The organism is Pseudomonas sp. GW821-FHT01E10 (assembly GCF_059422365.1).
In genome coordinates this window covers 37820-57889 of sequence record NZ_JBWKWT010000012.1, presented here as the reverse complement: position 1 = coordinate 57889, position 20070 = coordinate 37820, and the positions used below count along the sequence as shown (strand labels likewise).

Annotated in this window: 21 protein-coding genes; 12 read left to right on the top strand and 9 right to left on the bottom strand. The window is 56.7% G+C overall.

Features of this window, described 5'->3' with window-relative positions:
- The first annotated feature begins 134 nt into the window (after positions 1 to 134).
- A complete protein-coding gene (locus AC07V0_RS20490; protein ID WP_086945371.1) occupies positions 135 to 1373 on the top strand; it encodes an MgtC/SapB family protein in 1239 nt (412 codons plus the stop codon).
- A gap of 107 nt (positions 1374 to 1480) precedes the next feature.
- The gene (locus tag AC07V0_RS20485) at positions 1481 to 2398 is read left to right on the top strand and encodes a universal stress protein (RefSeq protein ID WP_018928182.1); all 918 of its coding nucleotides are present in this window, start codon (positions 1481 to 1483) and stop codon (positions 2396 to 2398) included.
- 62 nt (positions 2399 to 2460) lie between these two features.
- On the opposite strand, the gene AC07V0_RS20480 is transcribed toward AC07V0_RS20485, so the two are convergent.
- Entirely contained in the window at positions 2461 to 3027 is a 567-nt protein-coding gene (locus AC07V0_RS20480) for a GNAT family N-acetyltransferase (protein ID WP_086945372.1), read from the bottom strand.
- A 225-nt stretch (positions 3028 to 3252) separates the two neighbouring features.
- On the opposite strand from AC07V0_RS20480, the gene AC07V0_RS20475 reads away from it, so the two are divergent.
- The 3 genes from AC07V0_RS20475 (at position 3253) to AC07V0_RS20465 (ending at position 6661) form a co-directional block, all read left to right on the top strand.
- Positions 3253 to 4173 (top strand): universal stress protein, encoded by a 921-nt coding sequence (locus AC07V0_RS20475; protein WP_086945373.1) that lies wholly within the window; start codon positions 3253 to 3255, stop codon positions 4171 to 4173.
- Between the two features lie 105 nt (positions 4174 to 4278).
- Complete coding sequence (locus AC07V0_RS20470; protein WP_086945374.1) at positions 4279 to 5214, top strand: universal stress protein; 936 nt, start codon at positions 4279 to 4281, stop codon at positions 5212 to 5214.
- Between the two features lie 79 nt (positions 5215 to 5293).
- Complete coding sequence (locus tag AC07V0_RS20465; RefSeq protein ID WP_245846275.1) at positions 5294 to 6661, top strand: MBL fold metallo-hydrolase RNA specificity domain-containing protein; 1368 nt, start codon at positions 5294 to 5296, stop codon at positions 6659 to 6661.
- Positions 6662 to 6731: 70 nt separating this feature from the next.
- Here AC07V0_RS20465 and AC07V0_RS20460 read toward each other — a convergent pair whose 3' ends face one another.
- The gene (locus AC07V0_RS20460) at positions 6732 to 7628 is read right to left on the bottom strand and encodes a DMT family transporter (protein WP_018928177.1); all 897 of its coding nucleotides are present in this window, start codon (positions 7626 to 7628) and stop codon (positions 6732 to 6734) included.
- Between the two features lie 90 nt (positions 7629 to 7718).
- Here AC07V0_RS20460 and AC07V0_RS20455 point away from each other — a divergent pair, with 90 nt between their 5' ends.
- The gene (locus AC07V0_RS20455) at positions 7719 to 9050 is read left to right on the top strand and encodes an aminotransferase-like domain-containing protein (RefSeq protein ID WP_086945376.1); all 1332 of its coding nucleotides are present in this window, start codon (positions 7719 to 7721) and stop codon (positions 9048 to 9050) included.
- A 66-nt stretch (positions 9051 to 9116) separates the two neighbouring features.
- Here AC07V0_RS20455 and AC07V0_RS20450 read toward each other — a convergent pair whose 3' ends face one another.
- The 3 genes from AC07V0_RS20450 to AC07V0_RS20440 form a co-directional block, all read right to left on the bottom strand.
- Positions 9117 to 9878 carry a hypothetical protein gene (locus AC07V0_RS20450; protein WP_018928175.1) on the bottom strand — a complete coding sequence of 254 codons (762 nt, stop codon included), beginning with the start codon at positions 9876 to 9878 and terminating at the stop codon, positions 9117 to 9119.
- Positions 9879 to 10035: 157 nt separating this feature from the next.
- On the bottom strand, positions 10036 to 10407 hold the full coding sequence (locus AC07V0_RS20445; RefSeq protein WP_018928174.1) for a hypothetical protein: 372 nt from the start codon (positions 10405 to 10407) through the stop codon (positions 10036 to 10038).
- Between the two features lie 87 nt (positions 10408 to 10494).
- Positions 10495 to 11367 (bottom strand): DUF3885 domain-containing protein, encoded by an 873-nt coding sequence (locus AC07V0_RS20440; RefSeq protein ID WP_245846272.1) that lies wholly within the window; start codon positions 11365 to 11367, stop codon positions 10495 to 10497.
- Between AC07V0_RS20440 and AC07V0_RS20435 the strand changes: the two genes are divergently transcribed.
- The 3 genes from AC07V0_RS20435 (at position 11366) to mqo (ending at position 14682) form a co-directional block, all read left to right on the top strand.
- Positions 11366 to 11935, top strand: a complete 570-nt coding sequence (locus AC07V0_RS20435; RefSeq protein ID WP_064616936.1) for a YceI family protein — start codon at positions 11366 to 11368, stop codon at positions 11933 to 11935. The genes AC07V0_RS20440 and AC07V0_RS20435 overlap by 2 nt on opposite strands.
- A gap of 77 nt (positions 11936 to 12012) precedes the next feature.
- Positions 12013 to 12723, top strand: coding sequence for a GNAT family N-acetyltransferase (locus tag AC07V0_RS20430; RefSeq protein ID WP_086945377.1), 711 nt, complete (start codon positions 12013 to 12015; stop codon positions 12721 to 12723).
- Between the two features lie 318 nt (positions 12724 to 13041).
- Positions 13042 to 14682 (top strand): malate dehydrogenase (quinone), encoded by a 1641-nt coding sequence (mqo, locus tag AC07V0_RS20425; protein WP_086945378.1) that lies wholly within the window; start codon positions 13042 to 13044, stop codon positions 14680 to 14682.
- A gap of 38 nt (positions 14683 to 14720) precedes the next feature.
- On the opposite strand, the gene AC07V0_RS20420 is transcribed toward mqo, so the two are convergent.
- Together AC07V0_RS20420 and AC07V0_RS20415 are read right to left on the bottom strand one after the other, a co-directional pair.
- Complete coding sequence (locus AC07V0_RS20420; RefSeq protein WP_086945379.1) at positions 14721 to 14960, bottom strand: hypothetical protein; 240 nt, start codon at positions 14958 to 14960, stop codon at positions 14721 to 14723.
- The gene (locus AC07V0_RS20415; protein WP_245846271.1) at positions 14957 to 15355 is read right to left on the bottom strand and encodes a T6SS effector amidase Tae4 family protein; all 399 of its coding nucleotides are present in this window, start codon (positions 15353 to 15355) and stop codon (positions 14957 to 14959) included. The genes AC07V0_RS20420 and AC07V0_RS20415 overlap by 4 nt, the downstream gene beginning before the upstream one ends.
- 168 nt (positions 15356 to 15523) lie before the next feature.
- Between AC07V0_RS20415 and AC07V0_RS20410 the strand changes: the two genes are divergently transcribed.
- Complete coding sequence (locus tag AC07V0_RS20410) at positions 15524 to 15967, top strand: malate:quinone oxidoreductase (RefSeq protein ID WP_256580702.1); 444 nt, start codon at positions 15524 to 15526, stop codon at positions 15965 to 15967.
- A 269-nt stretch (positions 15968 to 16236) separates the two neighbouring features.
- Here the strand turns inward: AC07V0_RS20410 and AC07V0_RS20405 are convergent, their stop codons facing one another.
- Positions 16237 to 16383, bottom strand: coding sequence for a hypothetical protein (locus AC07V0_RS20405; RefSeq protein ID WP_495019826.1), 147 nt, complete (start codon positions 16381 to 16383; stop codon positions 16237 to 16239).
- 552 nt (positions 16384 to 16935) lie between these two features.
- Entirely contained in the window at positions 16936 to 18192 is a 1257-nt protein-coding gene (locus AC07V0_RS20400; RefSeq protein WP_086945382.1) for a hypothetical protein, read from the bottom strand.
- A 532-nt stretch (positions 18193 to 18724) separates the two neighbouring features.
- Between AC07V0_RS20400 and AC07V0_RS20395 the strand changes: the two genes are divergently transcribed.
- Both AC07V0_RS20395 and AC07V0_RS20390 read left to right on the top strand, forming a co-directional pair.
- On the top strand, positions 18725 to 19189 hold the full coding sequence (locus AC07V0_RS20395; RefSeq protein WP_086945383.1) for a hypothetical protein: 465 nt from the start codon (positions 18725 to 18727) through the stop codon (positions 19187 to 19189).
- A complete protein-coding gene (locus AC07V0_RS20390) occupies positions 19176 to 20069 on the top strand; it encodes a tyrosinase family protein (protein ID WP_018928164.1) in 894 nt (297 codons plus the stop codon). Before AC07V0_RS20395 ends, AC07V0_RS20390 begins: the two co-directional genes overlap by 14 nt.
- Position 20070: the final 1 nt, after the last annotated feature.

Sequence of the window (20070 nt, the reverse complement as noted above, 5' to 3'; positions counted from 1 at the left end):
GAGTGATCCAGCTTGTAGCCCGACGTGTGGCGGGGGGCGCCAGGTCCATCTATAAAACATTGACCACTATCAATCTCTCCTGCGTCATGCCGGTGCAGTCTTGGGGTTGTGGCTTATACCCGGACAGGAGTCATATGAACGAAACCTTGGGCCTGACAGGGGCGGCAGCTGCGCTGGGGATCGGCATGCTCGTCGGCCTTGAACGTGAACGGCACAAGGGGCGGGGGGACAGTCGCGCCTGTGCCGGATTGCGTACGTTCGCGATCACCGCGTTGCTGGGTTATGTGGCGATGCAAATCGGTGGTGGTTTGCTGGTGGGCATCATGGCGGTTTCGGTGGCCTTGCTGGTCACTGTGGCTTACTGGCGAAGCCTGGGCACTGACCCTGGTGTCACCAGTGAAGTGGCGTTATTCACGGTATTGGCACTGGGGGCGTTGTGTAACAGCGCGCCCGAACTGGCCATCGCCATCGGCGTGGTGGTGGCGGGGCTGCTGACGTATCGCCAGAAACTGCATCATTTTGCGCGCAGCCAATTGACTGAAAGGGAGATGCGCGACGGTCTGGTGCTGTTGGTCGCTGCCCTGGTGGTGTTGCCATTGGCGCCGGATCGCTTTATCGGCCCCTATGCCGCCATCAATCTGCGCACCATTTGCACCCTGACGGTGTTGCTGATGGCCGTCGGGGCGGTCGGGCATATTGCCGTTCGTACCCTGGGTGCCCGTTACGGCTATGTGGTCAGCGCCATCGCCTCCGGGTTTGCTTCCAGCATCGCGACCATCGCCGCGATGGGGCACCTTGTCGCCAAGGAGCCAGGCAACATCAAAGTCTTGAGTGCGGCAGCGATGCTGTCCAACCTGGCGACCATCATTCAGGTCGGCCTGATCCTGGGGGCGGTCGACATCGGTCTATTGCGCTACATGTGGGGGCCGCTGTTGTTGGGTGCCGCCGCCACGGCGCTGTATGGCTTGAGCCTGATGTTGCCCAAACCTGCGAGTGGCGACAATCAGCCGGTCAAGGTCGGCGGTGCGTTCAACCTCAAGCTGGCGTTGGTCATCGCACTGACCATGACCGGCGTTACCTTTGTGTCTTCGATGGTGCTCAATCACTTTGGCGAAGTGGGCGTGATGGTCACGACGACGCTCACCGGTTTCGCCGATGCCCATTCTTCGACGGCGTCCATTGGCGCCCTGGCCAAGGCCGGACTGTTGCCGTTCGACGCCATTGCCGGGCCCACGCTGGTTGCCATCAGCAGTAACTCCCTGAGCAAATGCCTGGTGGCCTGGGTCAGCGGTGGGCGACGGTTCGCCGCGTATGTCATTCCCGGCCAGGTCTTGCTGACGTTGGCGATGTGGGTGGGCATGTTGCTGCATTAACGGGCATCCGAGCGCTGTAGCTGACAAAGATCAAGTCGCCCGAATCTGCCGCGATCACTCTAGGGTTCTACTCATTGCATCGAGATGGCCGCGTGCCGAGGTGTCCCATGTCGCAGACTCAGCGTTTACTGTTGATCGCCCCCCATTCCATGACCCGTACTCCGGCGTTCGACCGGGCCGCCGCGTTGGCCCGCGCGATGCAATCGCCGCTGCACATCGTGGCATTCGATTACCTGCAGGCCTTGGCCGTCGCCGGCCTGTTCGCCCCCGAGCAAATTGCCCAGGCCCGGGAAGGCTATTTGCAAACCCATCGGCAATGGCTTGCCGAGCAAGCCCATTTGATAAGCAAGCACGGCGTCGAGGTCACCAGCGAGGTGGTGTGGGTACAGCACCCTTACGAGGAGATCCTGCAATTCGTCAACGAGATGTCGCTGAGTCTGATCATCAAGGACGCCCAGGAAGAGTCGGCGTTGAAACGGGTGTTTTTCACTCCGCTGGATTGGCAGTTGTTGCGCGATTGCCCGGTGCCGGTGCATCTGGTGACCAACGCCCGGAACGCGCGGCCACGTAACGTGCTGGCCATCGTCGATGTGCTGCGCAGCGAAGAGCAGGACCTGGTGTTCAATGACCAGATTATCGACGCCGCCACCAAGCTGGCTGAACAGTGTGAGGCGCAGATCGAGTTGGTGCATGCGTATGACTGGACAGCCGTGTATGCCCTGGACATGGGCGTTGGCGCACTCCCGTTGGCCTCCGGTCTTTACGAAGCCATGGGCACGGCGCAACACCAGGCGTTCACGGCGCTGGCCGAGCGTCACGGCGTGCCGTCGCAGCGTCGGCACTTCATCGAAGGTGCGCCAGTGCCGAGTATTTGCAAGTTCGTCGAGGACCATCACACCGATGTCATTGTGATGGGGACGGTGCAGCACTCGGGGTTGAACAAGCTATTGGGGACCACTGCCGAACAGCTCTTGCACCGAGCCCCTTGCAGTGTGCTGGCGATCAAACCCGACAGGTCGTTGTAACCCTGAACGTAGACTTGCCCCACGGCGGACCGTTGGCCGGTACGTCGTGGGGCAATCGGCTTTTATGACATATACAGACGATGGATGACCTGACGACTGTCGTTGGGGTCATTGTGCCGCTCGAAACCCATGGCTTTGGCCAGGTCGCGCATGGGGGTATTGCTTGCAGCATCGATCGAATACATCTGATTAAAGCCGTTTCTGCGGGCGGCCTTGATCAGATGCTCCATCAAGGCGGTGCCGAGGCCCAGATGCTGCCATTCATCGGCGACTGTCACCGCGCACTCACACTCATGTTCCGACGTGGCGGCGTAGCGGCTGATGCCGATTTCGATCAATTTGCCGTTTTCGTGAACCAGCGCAATGTAAGCCATGCGCTGTTTGTTATCGGTGTCCATCAACTGATCGAGCATGGCGGCGCCGGGCTCGTTGATCTGCGCGAGAAAACGCATGTGCCGGGACTCGGGCGACAGGCGCTTGATGAAGGCGTATTCAAGTTCGCGGTCCTTTTCCAGCAGTGGCCGGATCAGCACATGGCGGCCGTCCTTGAGCGCTTCGATCCAGTATTTTCCGGGGACTGCGGCATAGGCGGCCGCGGCCCGATCATTATGGTCTTTGACAGTGAGCATGGATGATCCTCCATCTTGTTTGAAAGGTCGGTGCGTATTCACCCATCACGCGGTTGATTCCTTTCTACGCCACTGGCAGCCCTTGAATCTGATCTGGATCAGACACCCGTCACGAGGGCGTTCATTTGCGGGTATTTGATGTAAATCAACCTCGGGGAGGGGGCAACGGGCGCAGTCTTGGCCCATGCCGGCGGGTAAGGGACCGGTTTCGAGCGGAGGTGTGAGATGGGGCAATATCAACGTTTGTTACTGATCGCCGACCGGACCCTGCATCAGTCTCCTGCCTTGCTCCGGGCCGTCGCGCTGGCCAAGGCGAGCGGGGCCGCGCTGGATGTGCGGGCCTTTGTCGATCCGGCACCGATTGTTCATTTATGGGAAGAAAAAATCGACGAGGCGGGGTATCAGCGTTATTTGCGCCACTGTCATCGTTGGGTGGCCGACGAGGTCGAGCGGCTCAGCGGGCAGGGCGTGGACGTAACGGTTGAAGCGGTCTTCACCACCCATCCGCTGCTGGATATTTTGAAGACAATCGAAGACCTCAAGCCCGACCTGCTGATCAAGGATGTCACCCTGGAACCGGCGCTCAAACGGGTGTTCATCACTCCGCTCGATTGCCATCTGCTGCGCGAATGCACGATCCCCGTGCACCTGGTCAATCAGGTCCGTTACGGGTTGCCGCACCGGGTCGTGGCCGCCGTGGACCCGTTCGATCCGGCGACGCAAATCAGTGGCCTGAACGACACCATCATCCAGACGGCCAACGCACTGGCGCTGCAATGCGATGCACCGCTGCACCTGCTGTACGCCTACGACTTGTCGCCGGCGTTCAATGGCGATGCGCCGCTGATCGCCGGTGGCTGGGGCATGGACTTCGTCGAGGAGCTGCGCGAATCCCTGCACCGGGCGTTTATCACCCTGGCGGATCGCTACGGTGTTCCTCCCGAGCGTCGGCACTTTGTCATGGGCCTGCCGGTGCCGGTGATCAGCGAGTTTGTCGAGCAATACCTGGCGGATGTGGTGGTGATGGGCACTGTGCATCGCGTGGGGATCGACCGGTTGATTGGCAGCAACACCGAGCGGGCGTTGTACTCGGTACCGGGCAGCATTCTGGCGGTCAGGCAGCCGGGTTCGAGCGTCGCGCGGTAAGCCGATCGCTGGCCGGCCATTAGTTGATAAAAATCAGAGCCGCCTGGCGAGAGCCCCCCGATACTTGAGCCACAACCTGAAGCTATCCAGATGAGGTGGGTGAGGGTGAAAATTCAACGTTTGCTATTGATTGCCCCGACCGAAATGGTCCGCACCCCGGCGTTCGATCGGGCGCGGGCCCTGGCCTGTGCAACCGGTGCGATGCTGCACATTGTCGCTTTCGATTATGTCCAGGCGCTGGCGGCGGCCGGCCTGTTTGACCACGACGCCATGGCCCAGGCGCGGGAGGGTTACTTGCAGGTACATCGTCAATGGCTGGAGCAGCAAGCCCGGTTTCAACGACGCGAAGGCGTGCAAGTGAGCACTGAAGTGGTGTGGGCCAGACCAACCCTGGCGCATCTGCTGGAGTACGTGAATGACTTCCATGCAGACCTGGTGATCAAGGACACCCACCGCGTATCAGCGCTCGATCGCGCCTTCCATCGTCCGCTGGACTGGCAGTTGCTGCGCGACTGTCCGGCGCCCTTGCACCTGGTCATCGATGCCACAAATCCCAAGCCGTTGAGCATACTGGCGACCATCGACTTGTCCCATCTGGAGGAACTGACCCAGGGGCTCAATGACCGGATTCTCGACTTGGCTTCGAGCCTGGCCGAATCTTGCGGCGCCACCTTGCACCTGCTCAATGTCAGCGGCTGGTCGGAGTTGGGGGAGGCGCAAGTGAATGTGCCGACGGCGACTCTCGATGGCAGTTTGGAAGACGCCGTCAACGATGCCCAGTTGGAGGCCTTTGAAGCGCTTGCCGAACGCTACGGAGTCGAGAAACAACGGCGCCATCTGCTGCCTGGCATCCCTCCCAAAGTCATTGCCCATTTCGCGCAACAACATGCCTTCGACATGGTGGTGCTGGGAACGACCTACCATCGCGGGATCGATATATTCATCGGCAGTACGGCGGAAAGCGTATTGAACCGGTCGCCTTGCAGCCTGACGATCATCAAGCCATTGCCGCGGCTCGACAAAGAAGATGAACCAGTGTGACCTCGATTGATAAAAATCAACTGCCCACAAGCGCAAAGGAGCGATCAATAGTGCTCCATGAATGCTCAAGGAAACGGCCATGCGAATGACATTTCTCGGTGCTGCGGGCACGGTCACGGGTAGCAAGTATTTGCTGGAACATCGCGACCAGCATGTGCTGATCGATTGCGGTCTGTTCCAGGGCTATAAACAACTGCGCTTGCACAACTGGGACCCGTTCCAGTTGCCGGTTCGCGACCTCGAAGCCATTGTGCTGACCCACGCTCATCTGGATCACAGCGGCTACCTGCCGGTGTTGGTGCGCAACGGTTATCGCGGCCCGGTGTATGCGACGCCAGCCACCTGTGAACTGGTGAAAATCCTGCTGTGCGACAGCGGCCGCTTGCAGGAAGAAGAGGCCGAGTTCGCCAATCGCCACGGCTTCTCCAAACACTCTCCGGCCTTGCCGCTGTACACCGAGCAAGACGCCGAGCGGGCATTGAAATTGCTGCGGCCGGTGCAGTTGCACCACCGGGTCGACATTGTCCCGGGGATGAGCATTCTGTTGCGCGGTGCCGGGCATATTCTGGGCGCAGCGACCGTGGAAGTCGTCGCCGATGGCATGACCCTGGTGTTTTCCGGGGATCTGGGGCGGCCGAACGATCCATTGATGTTTGCCCCGGAGACGATCGAGCAGGCCGATTATCTGCTGGTGGAGTCGACCTATGGTGACCGCCGGCATCCCGACGAATCCCCGGAAGATCAACTGGCCGAGGTCATCACCCGTACCGCGCTGCGCCATGGCATCACGCTGGTGCCATCGTTCGCGGTCGGTCGCGCGCAGTTGCTGATGTATCACCTGTATCGCTTGCAACAAAAACGCGCGATTCCCGATCTGCCGATCTACCTCAACAGCCCCATGGCCACCGACGTCACACGCTTGTACCAGCGCTTTCGCAGTGAACACCGGTTGTCCCTGGAAGAGTGCGAAGGCATGTGCCGTGTCACGCGTTTTGTGCGCTCCACCAGAGACTCCATCGACCTGGACCAGCAGCGCACACCCGCGGTGATCATCGCCGCCAGCGGCATGGCCACTGGCGGGCGGGTGCTGCACCACCTCAAGGCGCTGGCGCCCAACCCGCTCAATACGCTGCTGGTGCCGGGCTTTCAGGCGGGCGGCACCCGCGGCGCGCAGATCATCGCAGGCGCCCCGTCGGTACGTATTCACGGCAAAGACGTGCCGATCCGCGCCGAAGTGGTGCCGATGGAAACCCTGTCCGCACACGCCGACTGCGATGAAATCATGCTGTGGCTGCGCGGCTTCAAGCGGCCACCGAAACACACCTATGTGGTACATGGCGAACCCAATGCCTCGGATGTATTGCGCCGGCGCATCAGCCTGGAGCTGGGCTGGTCGGTCTCGGTGCCGGAGTACCGCGACAGTGTGGAGCTGACGGGGCCTCTTTAGTGCTCTGGCCACTACAGAAAAGGGGCTCTAAAAAAAGCCCCTGGCCGATTTGTTTCGCCACGCGAGCCGTCTATTTCGAGAACTTTCGTGCCCCGGCCACGCAAAGAATCACCGCCACGGTCACCCCCAGCATGGCAACGCTGACCTGCTCGTGCAGCAACGTGGCCGCCAGTGCCAGGCCAAAAAACGGCTGCAGCAACTGAAGCTGGCCGACGGCGGCAATCCCGCCCTGAGCCAGCCCGCGGTACCAGAACACAAAGCCAATCAACATGCTGAACAGCGACACGTAAGCCAGGCTCAACCACGCAGGCGGGGTAATTGCCGAGAGCGAAGGCGGGGCCAGCAACCAGGTCAACGGCGCCATGACGGGCAGCGACAGCACCAGCGCCCAGGAAATCACCTGCCAGCCTCCCAGAGTCTTGGAAAGCTTCGCACCTTCGGCATAGCCCAACCCGCACGCCAGGATCGCCAGCAACATCAGAATGTCTCCCGCAGGAGAGGCCGTCAGGCCTTGGGAGACGGCAAACCCCACCACCAGCAGGCTGCCCAGCACCGAGAAGAACCAGAACACCGGCCGGGGCCGCTCGCCGCCGCGCCAGACCCCGAACGCTGCGGTGGCGAGCGGCAACAGGCCAACGAAGACGATGGAGTGCGCAGACGTTACATATTGCAGCGCCAGCGCGGTCAACAGCGGAAACCCTAATACAACGCCCAGGGCCACGATGGCCAGGGAGAGCAACTGATGCCTGGCCGGGCGTTTTTCCTTGAACAGCAACAGCAAGCACAGCGCCACAATGGCAGCGATACTGGCCCGGGCAACCGTCAGGAAGACCGGGTCGAACTGTAGAACGGCCACCCGTGTCGCCGGCAGCGAGCCGCTGAAGATGAGCACGCCAATGAACCCGTTGAGCCATCCGCTCGCGGTCTTTTCCGTGGTGTGCTGTTGCAGGTTCGATGTGCGTTCCATTCTGGATCCCCTTCATGCTCAGGTTGCATGGAAGGCATCGTATGGACGAAACTCAATACAATCAAAATATTGTCATGGATACATCTGCTCATGCCTCGTTCCCGCTACAAATCACTGGTGGATACGTTTGCCGCGGATATTCGTTCAGGGCGCCTGTTGCCGGGCACACGCTTGCCGACTCACCGTCAGTTGGCGACCACGGAAGGCCTGGCCCTGGTGACGGCTAGCCGGGTCTATGCGGAGCTGGAAGCCATGGGCCTGGTCAGCGGGGAGACGGGGCGGGGGACGTTCGTCAGGGAAACCTCGTGGTCGCCCAACCAGGCTATCGATCAACACAGCGTTGCCGCCGGCATGACCGACCTGAACTTCAACTATCCGGCGCTACCCGGGCAGGCAGAACTGTTGCGCAATGCCCTGCGCCAACTCGCCTCGGCCGGTGATCTGGAAGCGTTGCTGCGCTACCAGCCTCACGCCGGGCGACCCCATGAGCGCGCCGCTGTGGCGCGCCATCTGCGCGTTCGAGGGCTGACGGTCGAGGCTGAGCAAGTGCTGATCGTCACCGGCGCCCAGCAAGGGCTGGCCGTGACGATGATGGCGCTGTTGCAACCCGGTGACGTGATTGCCGCGGACGCGTTGACCTACCCGGGGTTCAAGGCCCTGGCCGACACACTGCACCTTGAAATCGTGCCCATTCCGGTGCTCGATCACGGGCCTGATCTGCAAGCGCTGGAAAGCCTGTGCCGGCATCGACGCGTGCGGGCTGTGTACACGATGCCGACCCTGCACAATCCGCTGGGCTGGGTGATGAGTGCCGAGCAAAGGGAATACCTGGTGACGATTGCGCGCCAGCATGGGCTGCTGATCATAGAAGACGCCGCTTACGCCTTCCTCGCCGAAAATCCACCCGCGCCGCTGGCGGTACTCGCCCCCGAGAGGACGATTTATGTGTCAGGGCTCTCCAAAAGCGTGGCCACCGGACTGCGCGTCGGCTTCGTCGCCGCCCCCCTGCAGAACGTGCCCGCGCTGGAACGCACAATCAAAGCGACCACCTGGAATACCCCGGGTGTGATGACGGCGATTGCCACCACCTGGCTTGACGACGGCACCGTCATGCAACTGGAAGCCGAAAAGCGCCGGGACGCGCAGGCCCGGCAAATCGTGGCCGGCGAGGTACTGGCGGGGCTGCGCTGTATTCGCCACCCCTCGTCGTATTTTCTTTGGCTGCCATTGTCGGAAGACGCACGGGCCGACCAGATCGCCATGGCGTTGATGCGGGAAAACGTCTCGGTTTCAACCGCCGAACCGTTTGCCACGTCGGCCAACGTTCCACATGCGTTTCGCCTGGCGCTGGGCTCCGTGGAGATGGGGGCGCTCAGGGAGGTGCTGGAGAAAGTGAAGTGGGTGGTTGGGGCTTATACATAGTCTCGTTATTACCGAAGAGTATGTGCCTGCGCCGTAGTGGTCAGTAGAGAGCCTTTATTCCAACAACTAGCGCATTACAATCTCACTGAATTTGACGGTAAGCGTCTCATCATTCCCATCTCGAAACACCAACTTGATCGCTGGTGTTTTGCTGAGTTTGCTGTTGCTCTGCTGGAAGATCAGCGTAACGCGTGTAGGTACGTTGCGAATCAGCTGAAAGCGCAGCCAGGCGTTGTCCTCGACCTGGCCCACCCGGATCGACTCGAACTTCAGTGGACCGCCAGACTCGTCGAATAGCCGGGTGCCGTCGTCGAAGCGAAAGCTGCGGTCTACGTTCAGATTGGTCAGTTCAAAAGTGCAGGTGGGCAGACGGCCGATGTTCTCGCAACCCTCCAGTTCGATGCGAATGTTATCCAGCACTTCCATGCGTTTGCCGAGCAGGTTGTTGCCTTCGTTTTCGACTATTTTGGCTTGCAGTTTGGCGAACTCGAAAGAGGGCTTGGCGTATTCGGTGCCTAGGATGAAGAAGCCGAAAGACAAGCCGGCGATCATGAAAAACTGCAACGCGCCGCGGAGCATCGGCGTGAAATTACGAATCTGCCAGCCGATTGAAACGGCTCCCAGAAATATGAATGCACTCACCAGCAGGACCACGTTTTTCCAGCTGATGAAGCTGAAACCGAACACGCTCGGGTCCGGCACGGCATAGGTGATTAACGCCCACATGGCGCCCAGCACGACGCTGAGGCCTGCCATGCCGCGGGTGATCAACGAGGTGAATTTCTGAGTGCGGGTAAGCGGTATTGCTGAGTCTTGCTGGGATATCACGGTGCTGATTCCTTGTTCCGTAGCCGATCGTCCGTCCTTGAAGGTGACTGTCAGGCTGTAGCAATATAAAACCTTGAGAAATCAAGGTCAGAGCCTGGTTGTGGCAGGGGGCCATTATCCAGTAATGGCAGGCTGGGTAAAGACGTGGGAGCACCAATCACGAGTAGGTGAATGGCTCAAGAAAAATTTGCGGATCAATCCAGAGTCTTAAACCGTAAGGAATGACTGAATAGCCGTCGTAGCGACCCGAGAAGGTATTAGACGCAGCGAACTCTAAAAAACGACCACGTTTATCGTTAACGACGCGTATACCCGGGCAATCGAGCATTGAGTACCGCACTATTGGGTTTGGTAGCGGAGCCGCCCACAGCTGGACTTCAACATCGCAATCAAATTGCCAAATGGTCAATTGCAGTCTGACAGCGCCCTGTTCGACGATGTACTGGTGCGAGATCCCGGACTCTCCTTCAGAAGGAGCAACCCCAAGTACGTTGAAAAGGTCAAACGGGTCCCATATCAGCGGTGGCATTGCACTTTCCTTTATCGAAGAGCAGTTCGGGTTGTTTCACGCCCCATCGAGCCCAAATTTTTTGGAGTCCAGGCGTCGCTGTTAGCGTTATCTACAATGGGGTTCCTGGACTCCGAATACCTCATCCATCACTGGTCGATCATGGGTTAGTAAAAAACGCTGATGTTTCTGATACAGCTGCGCCAGGGCAGTCCTGTTCGGTCCGACGACATCCATGCCGCGATCATCGTAGGGAAATGCCATAACCTGCAGGTTCAGGTTGAAAAAGTAGATGTCACAAAACGGGCGGGGCCGAATGTCTCCAATGTCCTTCGCCAATGCACACCATAGAAAGTTCTGAAGTAGCGACAATGGGGCATGAAAGGCGACATTTGCCCAATGCTCTTCTTCATGTTCATTAAACCAATTGTCCGGATGAATGGGGTTAAGCCATCGGGAATGATTCGAGGGGATCTTGATACCGGCCGCCCGAAGCTCCGCTAGAACAGGTCGGTGTGCAAATGGATTTGCTCTGGAACGAACACGAAGACAGACAACGAGCGATCCTTCCTCGGAGAATATGTCCTCGCAAATGCACCGTGCTTTTTGAAGCGCCAGGAGAAACTGTTCAATGGCAGTTCCCTTTTCGGAAAGGCTGAATCGCAAACCTCCCGGGTAGGAATAGAACAGTGGCCGTTCGAAGGCTTTTCTTTCGTAAACCTCGTCAATTTCACGCTGTAGGTTCACTACTTTACGGTCCTTCGTAAGAGGAGTTAGTAAAAGGGAGTCGGCGGCCAAGAGCACAACTTTAGGCACATCGGGCTTTCCGGCGAGTCCAAAGACCCGTGGGGCCGGGCTTTTGAGGAGCAGGGGCTCTGCTGGGCTGGAATAACCCTCGAATATTTGCTTAAGTCCAGCTATCGCAGCCACACGGGTGCTGCACTTCAATCCCTGAAGGGCATTCCACCCGGAGAATTCCATGTCTCTTCGATTCCCGCGTTTAGCCGCATTGCTCGCCATCCTCACGATCGGCGTCTTGCCCTGTGCCCAAGCCGTTGAATACACCCGGGTCAACACCACCGCCAGCAAGATCTCCTTCACCTATAACCAGTTCGGCTCCAGGGTGTACGGCACCTTCGGCAAATTCGACGCCACGCTCGATTTCGACACGGCAAACCCCACCGCGGCCCATGCCAGGATGACCATCGACCTTGCCAGCATCGACGCCGGCAGCAGCGATGCCAATACCGAGCTGCAAAAGCCTGCCTGGTTCAACACGGCGGACTATCCGGTGGCGACCTTTGAATCGACTCGGGTAAAAGCGCTGGGCAATCAACGCTATCTGATCACCGGCAAACTTAACCTCAGGGGCATGACGCGCGAGTTGCAGGTGAAGGTGCTGTTGAAGCCGGAGCAGGCCATCGGGATTTTCGATGGCAACATCATTCTCAAACGCAGTGACTTCAAGATCGGGGAGGGGGAGTGGGCCGATACGGTGGTCTCCAACGACATCGACATCCGCTTCCGCATCGTCGCGCCGCAGCGTTGATTTTCCTGCGAGGGGCTCGATCTGTGACAATGGCCGGGCTGATGTTCAGTAAGCCTTGATCCGGAGTCAGAAACGCAATGCCCCAGCTCACCCACTTTGCCACTCCATGCCCGGAGCCCATCAACAGCCAGATTCTGCAGATGGTCGTCGACAACCTGACCGACATCAGCATGGTAGGCATCGCGCCGAGCAACCCGTTGTACAACGTCTATCAATACGCGGTGGGCTATGAGGTTCATCTCTACCTGGAAGCGCTCGGCGGCGCCAAAGGCATTGCGGTCGAGTTGATCGTCGCCATGGATGATGAAGATCCCGAGAAGGTCATCGGGTTTTTGCTGTACCTGCCGGTCAAGGACGATCCCGAGGCCTGCGGCGTGGCGTACATGGCGGTGCAGGCCAGTCACCGGCGACAGGGTGTCGCGCGGGCGATGCTGCAAGACATGCTCGGTCGCTACCCCCATGCCGAGTTGACATGCACCGTCGCCAAGGTGCCCTGGTTCGAGTCGATGGGTTTTCAAGTGCTGGGCGTGCGCGGCACTCAGGTGCTGATGAACACCCGGGATCACGGCACCGAAGGCCTGATGGGCCTGTTGGATGTCACCTCGATCTACAGTTCTTTGGAGGTGCGGCAGATACATACGTATCTGCTGCAAAAACACGGCAAGCGGGCAATGATCGATGCGGAAAAGCAACGCGACCGGCATCTCGACCAAATGACGCGCAACGCCAAGGCGTTTGTGCTGGATCGTTTGAGCAAAAACGCCGAGCGCGGGCCTCGTCCCGTCTAGACTGTCGAGTCCTTTCGGGCGCGCAGGCTGGCCGAGGCGTGATATTCTGTCGCATTAACTTGGTTTGACTTATTCGGTTCGTACGTCCACAGACGTGCGGCAGAATCAATGTCGCTCAAGTAGCTGAGCCAATAATGATAAGAAGTCAGTGCACGAGGGACATATAACTGAGGTCGATGGAGACACGTCGGCCTTGTGTGCCCACCTTCAAATCTTTCTGAATGCAGAAACCCGCGGCACGCTGCCTGCGTACCCGTGAACCTGGGTTGCTCATGAATGAGGGTTGGAGGCGGATGGCGTTTATCATAGGTGCTACAAATGTTTAAGAAACTGAACACAGCCCTGCTGGGGCTGGCTTTGTCGATGGGGATCACGTCCGCTTACGCGGAGGCAAAGAAAGTCGATGTGCTGCTCATTGGCGGCGGCATCATGAGTGCAACGCTGGGTGTATGGCTCAATGAGCTGGAACCCGACTTGTCGATGGAAATGGTAGAGCGCCTCGATGGCGTCGCCCTGGAAAGCTCCAACGGCTGGAACAACGCCGGTACCGGTCACTCCGCCCTGGCCGAGTTGAACTACACCCCGGAAGACGAGAATGGCAAAGTTCAGATCACGAAAGCCGTTGAAATCAACGAAGCCTTCCAGATCTCCCGTCAGTTCTGGGCCTGGCAAGTTCAGCAAGGCGTGCTGAAGAACCCGCGTTCGTTCATCAACTCCACTCCGCACATGAGCTTTGTGTGGGGCGATGACAACATCAAGTTCCTGAAGAAGCGCTACGAAGCCCTGCAAGCAAGCCCGCTGTTCGCCGGCATGCAGTACTCCGAAGACCCGGCAGTGATCAAGAAATGGGTTCCGCTGATGATGGAAGGGCGTGACCCGAACCAGAAAGTCGCGGCCACCTGGAGCCCGCTCGGTAACGACATGAACTTTGGCGAGATCACCCGCCAGTTCGTCGCGCACCTGCAAACCACGCCGAAGTTCGACTTGAAGTTGTCTAGCGAAGTGCAAGACATCACCAAGAACGCAGACGGCAGCTGGCGCGTCAGCTACAAAAACCTGAAAGACGGCACCAAAACCGAAACCGACGCCAAGTTCGTGTTCATCGGCGCGGGCGGCGGTGCACTGCACCTGCTGCAGAAGTCCGGCATTCCTGAAGCTCAGGAATACGCAGGCTTCCCGGTTGGCGGCTCGTTCCTGGTCACCGATAACCCGGCCATCGCCGAACAACACCTGGCCAAGGCCTACGGCAAAGCCTCCGTTGGCGCACCGCCAATGTCGGTTCCGCACCTGGACACCCGTGTCCTGGACGGCAAGCGCGTCATCCTGTTTGGCCCATTCGCGACCTTCAGCACCAAGTTCCTCAAAGAAGGCTCGTACCTGGACCTGCTGAGCACCACCACCACGCACAACGTGTGGCCAATGACCCGCGTCGGCATCAAGGAATACCCACTGGTCGAGTATCTGGCAGGCCAACTGATGCTGTCTGACGAAGACCGCATGAATGCCCTGAAAGAATACTTCCCGAATGCCAAAGCCGAAGACTGGCGCCTGTGGCAAGCCGGCCAGCGCGTGCAAATCATCAAGCGTGATGAAGCCGCCGGTGGCGTGCTGAAGCTGGGTACCGAAATCGTTGCTTCGCAAGACGGCACCATCGCCGGCCTGCTGGGCGCATCGCCAGGCGCATCGACTGCCGCACCGATCATGCTGACCGTGCTGCAGAAAGTGTTCAAGGACAAGGTTGCCACCCCAGCCTGGCAGGAAAAACTGCACCAGATCGTGCCAAGCTATGGCACTCAGCTGAACAACAGCCCTGAGAAAGTGGCTCAAGAGTGGGCTTACACCGCCAAGGTGCTGGAGCTGACTCCGCCGCCGGTGATTGGTCAGGTGGCGACTCCTGCTGCTCCGGCTGAGAAGCCTAAGGCTGTGAAAGAGAATGCTGCGACGGATATGGCTCTGTAACTAGAGGCCCTGTCAAAAGCCCACTGAACCGGTGACGGTCAGTGGGCTTTTTTGTGTCTGCGAAGATATCGCCGATACAAAACGACACCCATGAAAACCGAAAGCAACCCAACCCCCGCATTACCCAAAAGCCAAATTGCAAAGTTTCGACTTTGGTCTGCCTCACTCTCGTAGAACGGCCCAAAGTAGCCAGACACTGCCACGAATATCAAGTTAAACGCTCCAATGGCCAGGGCAACAATAAGAATGACGAACAACGCCCCTTTAACAGTTTTCATATGACCTTCCCAAACCATATTTCCTTCGACTCGTGGTAGTCGGAGAAGCTGCCCTCAATGGAAAACCCCAACTGAATACGAGGGTAGCTCAGCCAGTCCGTGAGTCTACGTCCGTTCCATAGATCAATATGATCGCCGCTGCGATTGCCGAAGGTCTCGTTTCCTCGGCGCCAGAAATCCTTGAAGAAAATGATGCCTTGTTGCCCTTCAAGATCATCTTCGAAGTCCTTTGGCTTTATCTTTTTGATGGCGTGCATACCGGGAATTTTGGCTTGGCTTAACGCTTGCGCTATTTCTTCTGCTGCCAGTACATGCCCTTCGCTCTTGGGGTGCTGCCAACAGTGGCGGACATCCTTGAGCTTGCCGAGATCAGCACCTGCCCGGCGTAGTGCCACGCCGAGGTTGATAGCACACTGATCACTGAAGTTTTTGGCGCCGTTGGTTCTGCACGGAGCTGCGTCTCCAAATATTTCTGGGTGGTTTTTCCATAACGTGTCGAATGTGAGGCACCCTGCCTTCTCCCTGTGGCCCTTTAATCCTGACGGCTAGCCTAGCAGAAGGCCCTGTTTGCTGAAGAGACCTCTCAGAGGTCAATGGAAAAATCGGAATTCCTTCATCATGCCGTAGGGAAGGGCAGTCTGTGGCAAGCCGGTCAACGCGTGCAAATCATCAAGCGTGATGAAGCCGCGGGTGGCGTGCTGAAGTTGGGTACCGAAATCGTTGCTTCCGCTGACGGCACCATCGCCGGTCTGCTGACCGTGCTGCAGAAAGTGTTCAAGGACAAGGTTGCCACCCCAGCCTGGCAGGAAAAACTGCATCAGATCGTGCCTAGCTACGGCACTCAGCTGAACAACAGCCCTGAGAAAGTGGCTCAAGAGTGGGCTTACACCGCCAAGGTGCTGGAGCTGACTCCGCCGCCGGTGATTGGTCAGGCAGCGGCTCCTGCTGCTCCGGCTGAGAAGCCTAAGGCTGTGAAAGAGAATGCTGCGACGGATATGGCTCTGTAACTAGAGGCCCTGTCAAAAGCCCACTGGACCGGTGACGGTCAGTGGGCTTTTTTGTGTCTGGGATTCAGCTCTGGCAGGTAGCGCAATACCTGAGTTTGGCGCGTTTTTTGTGGCGAGGGGGCTTGCCCCCGTTAGGCTGTGAAGCAGGCCTGAGGAGAGCGGTTTCACTCATCGTCATGCATCAATTCCAGGCTTTTTATCCATTTATCCGTAGCCTCAAACCTTGCGTAATACGCCTGCTTTTCTGAATCCAAAAATCTTCGCCTCCCTTACTGAACAGGGCTGCGGTTTGCGATTGCTTCCAAAACCGGCAAGGTTCCAGGTTCTATCATTTCAAGGGGGACGTTAACGAGGACCAGCTTTGCAAATTCGGGAAGTCCCATGAAGAGGATCGAGATCCGCGCGACACTGCTCATATGCGTTTCCAGCCGAAAGTAATTCATCTTCCTAGAGTATCGAACACTACAAACCTCGACCCAACTTAAATATCCGTGCTTTCGGAACACTCGGCCGAATGTAAGGCCGTGCTCCGAGACTTCGTGTCGTTCGAGAAAATAAACGGCAACTAGATAGAGTCCCAGTAGCGCAAAACTGAGAAAGCCAGCCGTTGTCCACGCAGTAGTCGTTTTATTGCTGATGATATTTGAGATAATTGCCAAGGCGGAGAATCCCAAGAGGCAAGTAAGGCCAACAATAAGGACGCCTCTCGGTAATCTCAATAGTCCTGATTCCTCAGTCGTCCGTTCCTTTATCTGCTCTTTCATGAGCCATCGAAGAATAATCAGTATCAGAAGAGTTACACTTGTCCATTGTATTATGGAAGCCAAGAATGAGTTGCTCATTGTGTCCCTCGTCGTTCTTGAATCCATATGTTTTTTGGTGCTGTGGAGTTTGTTTGAATGCTCTGAGGTTGGTGGGCGTCCCGACGCGACTGTATATCCGGTACGTGAAGCAGCATTGCCAGTCGCTCACCGTAACTTTGCCTTTGCCTTCTTCAAACATTCATCCATTGCTCTTTCTTGCACTGCTAATATCTTGTTTTGAGGTTGATAGAGTCCCGACACGGTTGTATATCCGGTACGTGATGCGGCATTGTCAGTCGCTCCCTGTAACTTTTCTTTTTCCTTCTTCAAACATTCATCCAATGCTCTTTCTTGCTCTGCCGATACATCGATTTGAGGTTGATGGTTTTCCGGGGTGGCTATATATCCACTGCTGTCATCATTGGGCTCATTGTTCTTAATGGCCCCATCCTTCAAGCGCTCCGATGAACTAGCTATTTCGCTTGAATTACTATCGTCTTTCTTGTTTTTAGTCGCAGCCTGGCTTGAGTTCTGACTGACAGTGTTGTCACTCGATGTCACGGTGTTTGCGGTGGGTGTATCACTAGCTTTATTAGATTTCAGAGGGTGGGCGGCGGGAGCGGAGACGGTGTCTAATTTAACTGTTGGCTTGTTTTTTTTTGTCGACTTATTGCTATTTTTTTGCGTTTTCTTGGCCATTGAAAAAGCAGAGTTCAGTTCTTTTTTGTTCTTGTGGATAAGACTGTCAATCGGCACGTAGCTAATAATTTGGTTGGGTTTTCTTTTGATATTTGAATTATAAAATTTCACTTGCTTCTGCGTTAGCTGGATGTCGGCAACAGGCGACAATCGAATGAGGCCAGAAATCGCCTCGCGAGCAATAGCGTATGTCAGTTGATCAAGGCTGTAAGAAAAGCTATTACTGGTTTTTGGTATGGCAGAGGGTGGTGCTATTAATTCAATGGTACTGTCATGCCTGGAGAGTATTTTTCCTGCCGCTAAATCTTTATATGTGTAAACAACATTGCATTTCGAACGAGTCCCGCCTCGGGCGTTGCTTATAGATACTGAAGATATTTCTGTACCTATTTCAATGCGGCCGCTGTAATGTCCAAATTCGATAAAGCGATCACTGTTATGAATTTCTTTCTGGGTCGCATTCTTGATGGAATTTCCCCAGTTTGAAATTTGTAATTCACCTGAAAAGTTGTTGTCTGTATCTGCATTTTCTTTGGTTTTTATTTCTGTAGGAAGCACAATAACATCTACATTGTATGCGAGGTCATAATAGTCAATATCAGGAACAATGCTCTTGTTTCTTTCGCTTGAGACTTCTGAATAATTTCTTATGTTGGCACAACTCGTCACTCCGAAAAAGCTAAAAGCCAGCACGAGTAAGGCAGTTATTTTTTTTGTCGACATGTTACCCTCCCATAATTATTGATTAAGGGCTTGCGTTGTCGTTGACGCATAACAATGATTGGGCCGAATTCGGCGATAACGAAATAATAGAAGCCTCTAGATAACTCTGCGCTACCAATTCCGACTTTTTTAAAAGTCTATATAAATCATAGGCCTATATTTTACGCCCAACCCCTTAGCTGTAATCGCGCGACTTCTGTTTTTTGACGTCAATATCCTGTTGGGTCAGATTGATCCGCAGGAGTAGGTGAAGTTCAAGACGGTATCTACGGTCACCAACTGCCTGTGCTCAACCAGTTCAGGCATATAACTGGGAGCCATGAAGTCAAGGCTCACCACTGGTCTTTCTGATCATTCTTTCCTGGCAAGGGATCAGAGGACTGGCAGCCGTGTTCAAACTGAATGTCCGCCCCCCCAGGAGAGATGCATCCGGTCCCATTATTCTGGCTTCAACAGCATGTCTACCCATCACCAACTACACTTTCTCCAGCCAGTCCGGGCAATCGTCCGGGGGCACACTCCAGGAGGAATCATGACAAGGAAAAATGTCTCCAGCCCTGAACCCTCAGCTACCGAAGCCAACGTGCTGTCGAGCCCGCCCGACATAGCTGCTCTCGCCGAGATATCCATCACTGATCCTGACAAAATGCACCCTGCGTGGATCAAGGAGCAGTTTCCCGAGTACGTGGACCCGCATGCAGGCCATGAGGCCAGGACGGTTCGCGAGATTAATCACAAAGGGCACGTTGTCCGGATCGTGACCACCTACCAGGTGGAGGTGGATGGGGCCCCGGTCCAGGCGCATCTGTTTGTGGACGATGCTGGACAGGTCCATACGCATGCCACTCCATTCGTTTCTTACGGATCGGCTCTCGATTTGATGACAGCGGTGATCGATGCCTATCCCGAGTCTTTCGCCAAGGGCAATGGCGACGGGGGAGAGCACTCCGACCATCCCGTTCACCATGATCACGGAGCACATCATGATCAGGTCTAATGCTGTCAAAGATCTCGCGGCGCTTCAGAAATACGTCGAAGGGGTGAAGCTGCTCAAGGACCCTGCGCTGAATCCCTGGCCTGGGCAGGCCAATCTCTCGATTTATGACTCCTTGGTGGCCTGGCACCACCGGGCCATGATGATTTCAACGCCTGCGGGGCAGATGGCCAGGAATGCTGCGCATGGAGGCCCATCATTTTTACCGTGGCATCGCTACTTTCTAGTGCGGCTGGAATCGTTGCTTCGCAAAGCGGTAAATGACCCACACTTTCGAATTCCATATTGGGACTGGAACACTGACGCGGAACTTCAGGACCCCAGGACATCAGTCATCTGGTCGAATCAGTACCTTGGACAGTTCGTGGACGGGAAGTGGCGGGTACGACTGATGGGTGATGGCCGCACCATGGAACTGGGCCGGGTAAACCGCCCCCTGGTGCGTTATCTGGGGGGAGGTGGGGCGCTGCCCAGCCGAGCCAATGTACGCAAGGTCATCCAGGAAAATACCCTGTATGACAAAGTGCCCTACGACGCGGCGCAATCCACCGGTGGTGCGCGCAACTACATCGAGGGATGGACTGGCAAAGAACGCATTCACAACAACGTCCATGTGTGGGTCGGCGGTGACATGGGGTTGTCGTCTTCGCCAAACGACCCGGTGTTCTTTCTGCATCATTGCAATGTCGACCGGCTCTGGGCGGCATGGCAAGCGAAGCATCCCGCCGCCGCTTACGTACCTGACGCAGCGGCTCCCGATACGCTCAAGTTCCATCGGATCGATGACCCGATGTACAGCCCTTTTCCGGAAAAGGTGACACCTCGAGATGTTCTGAATTACAGCCAGTACTACAAGTACGACACTTTGAGCGACCTGCTTTAGG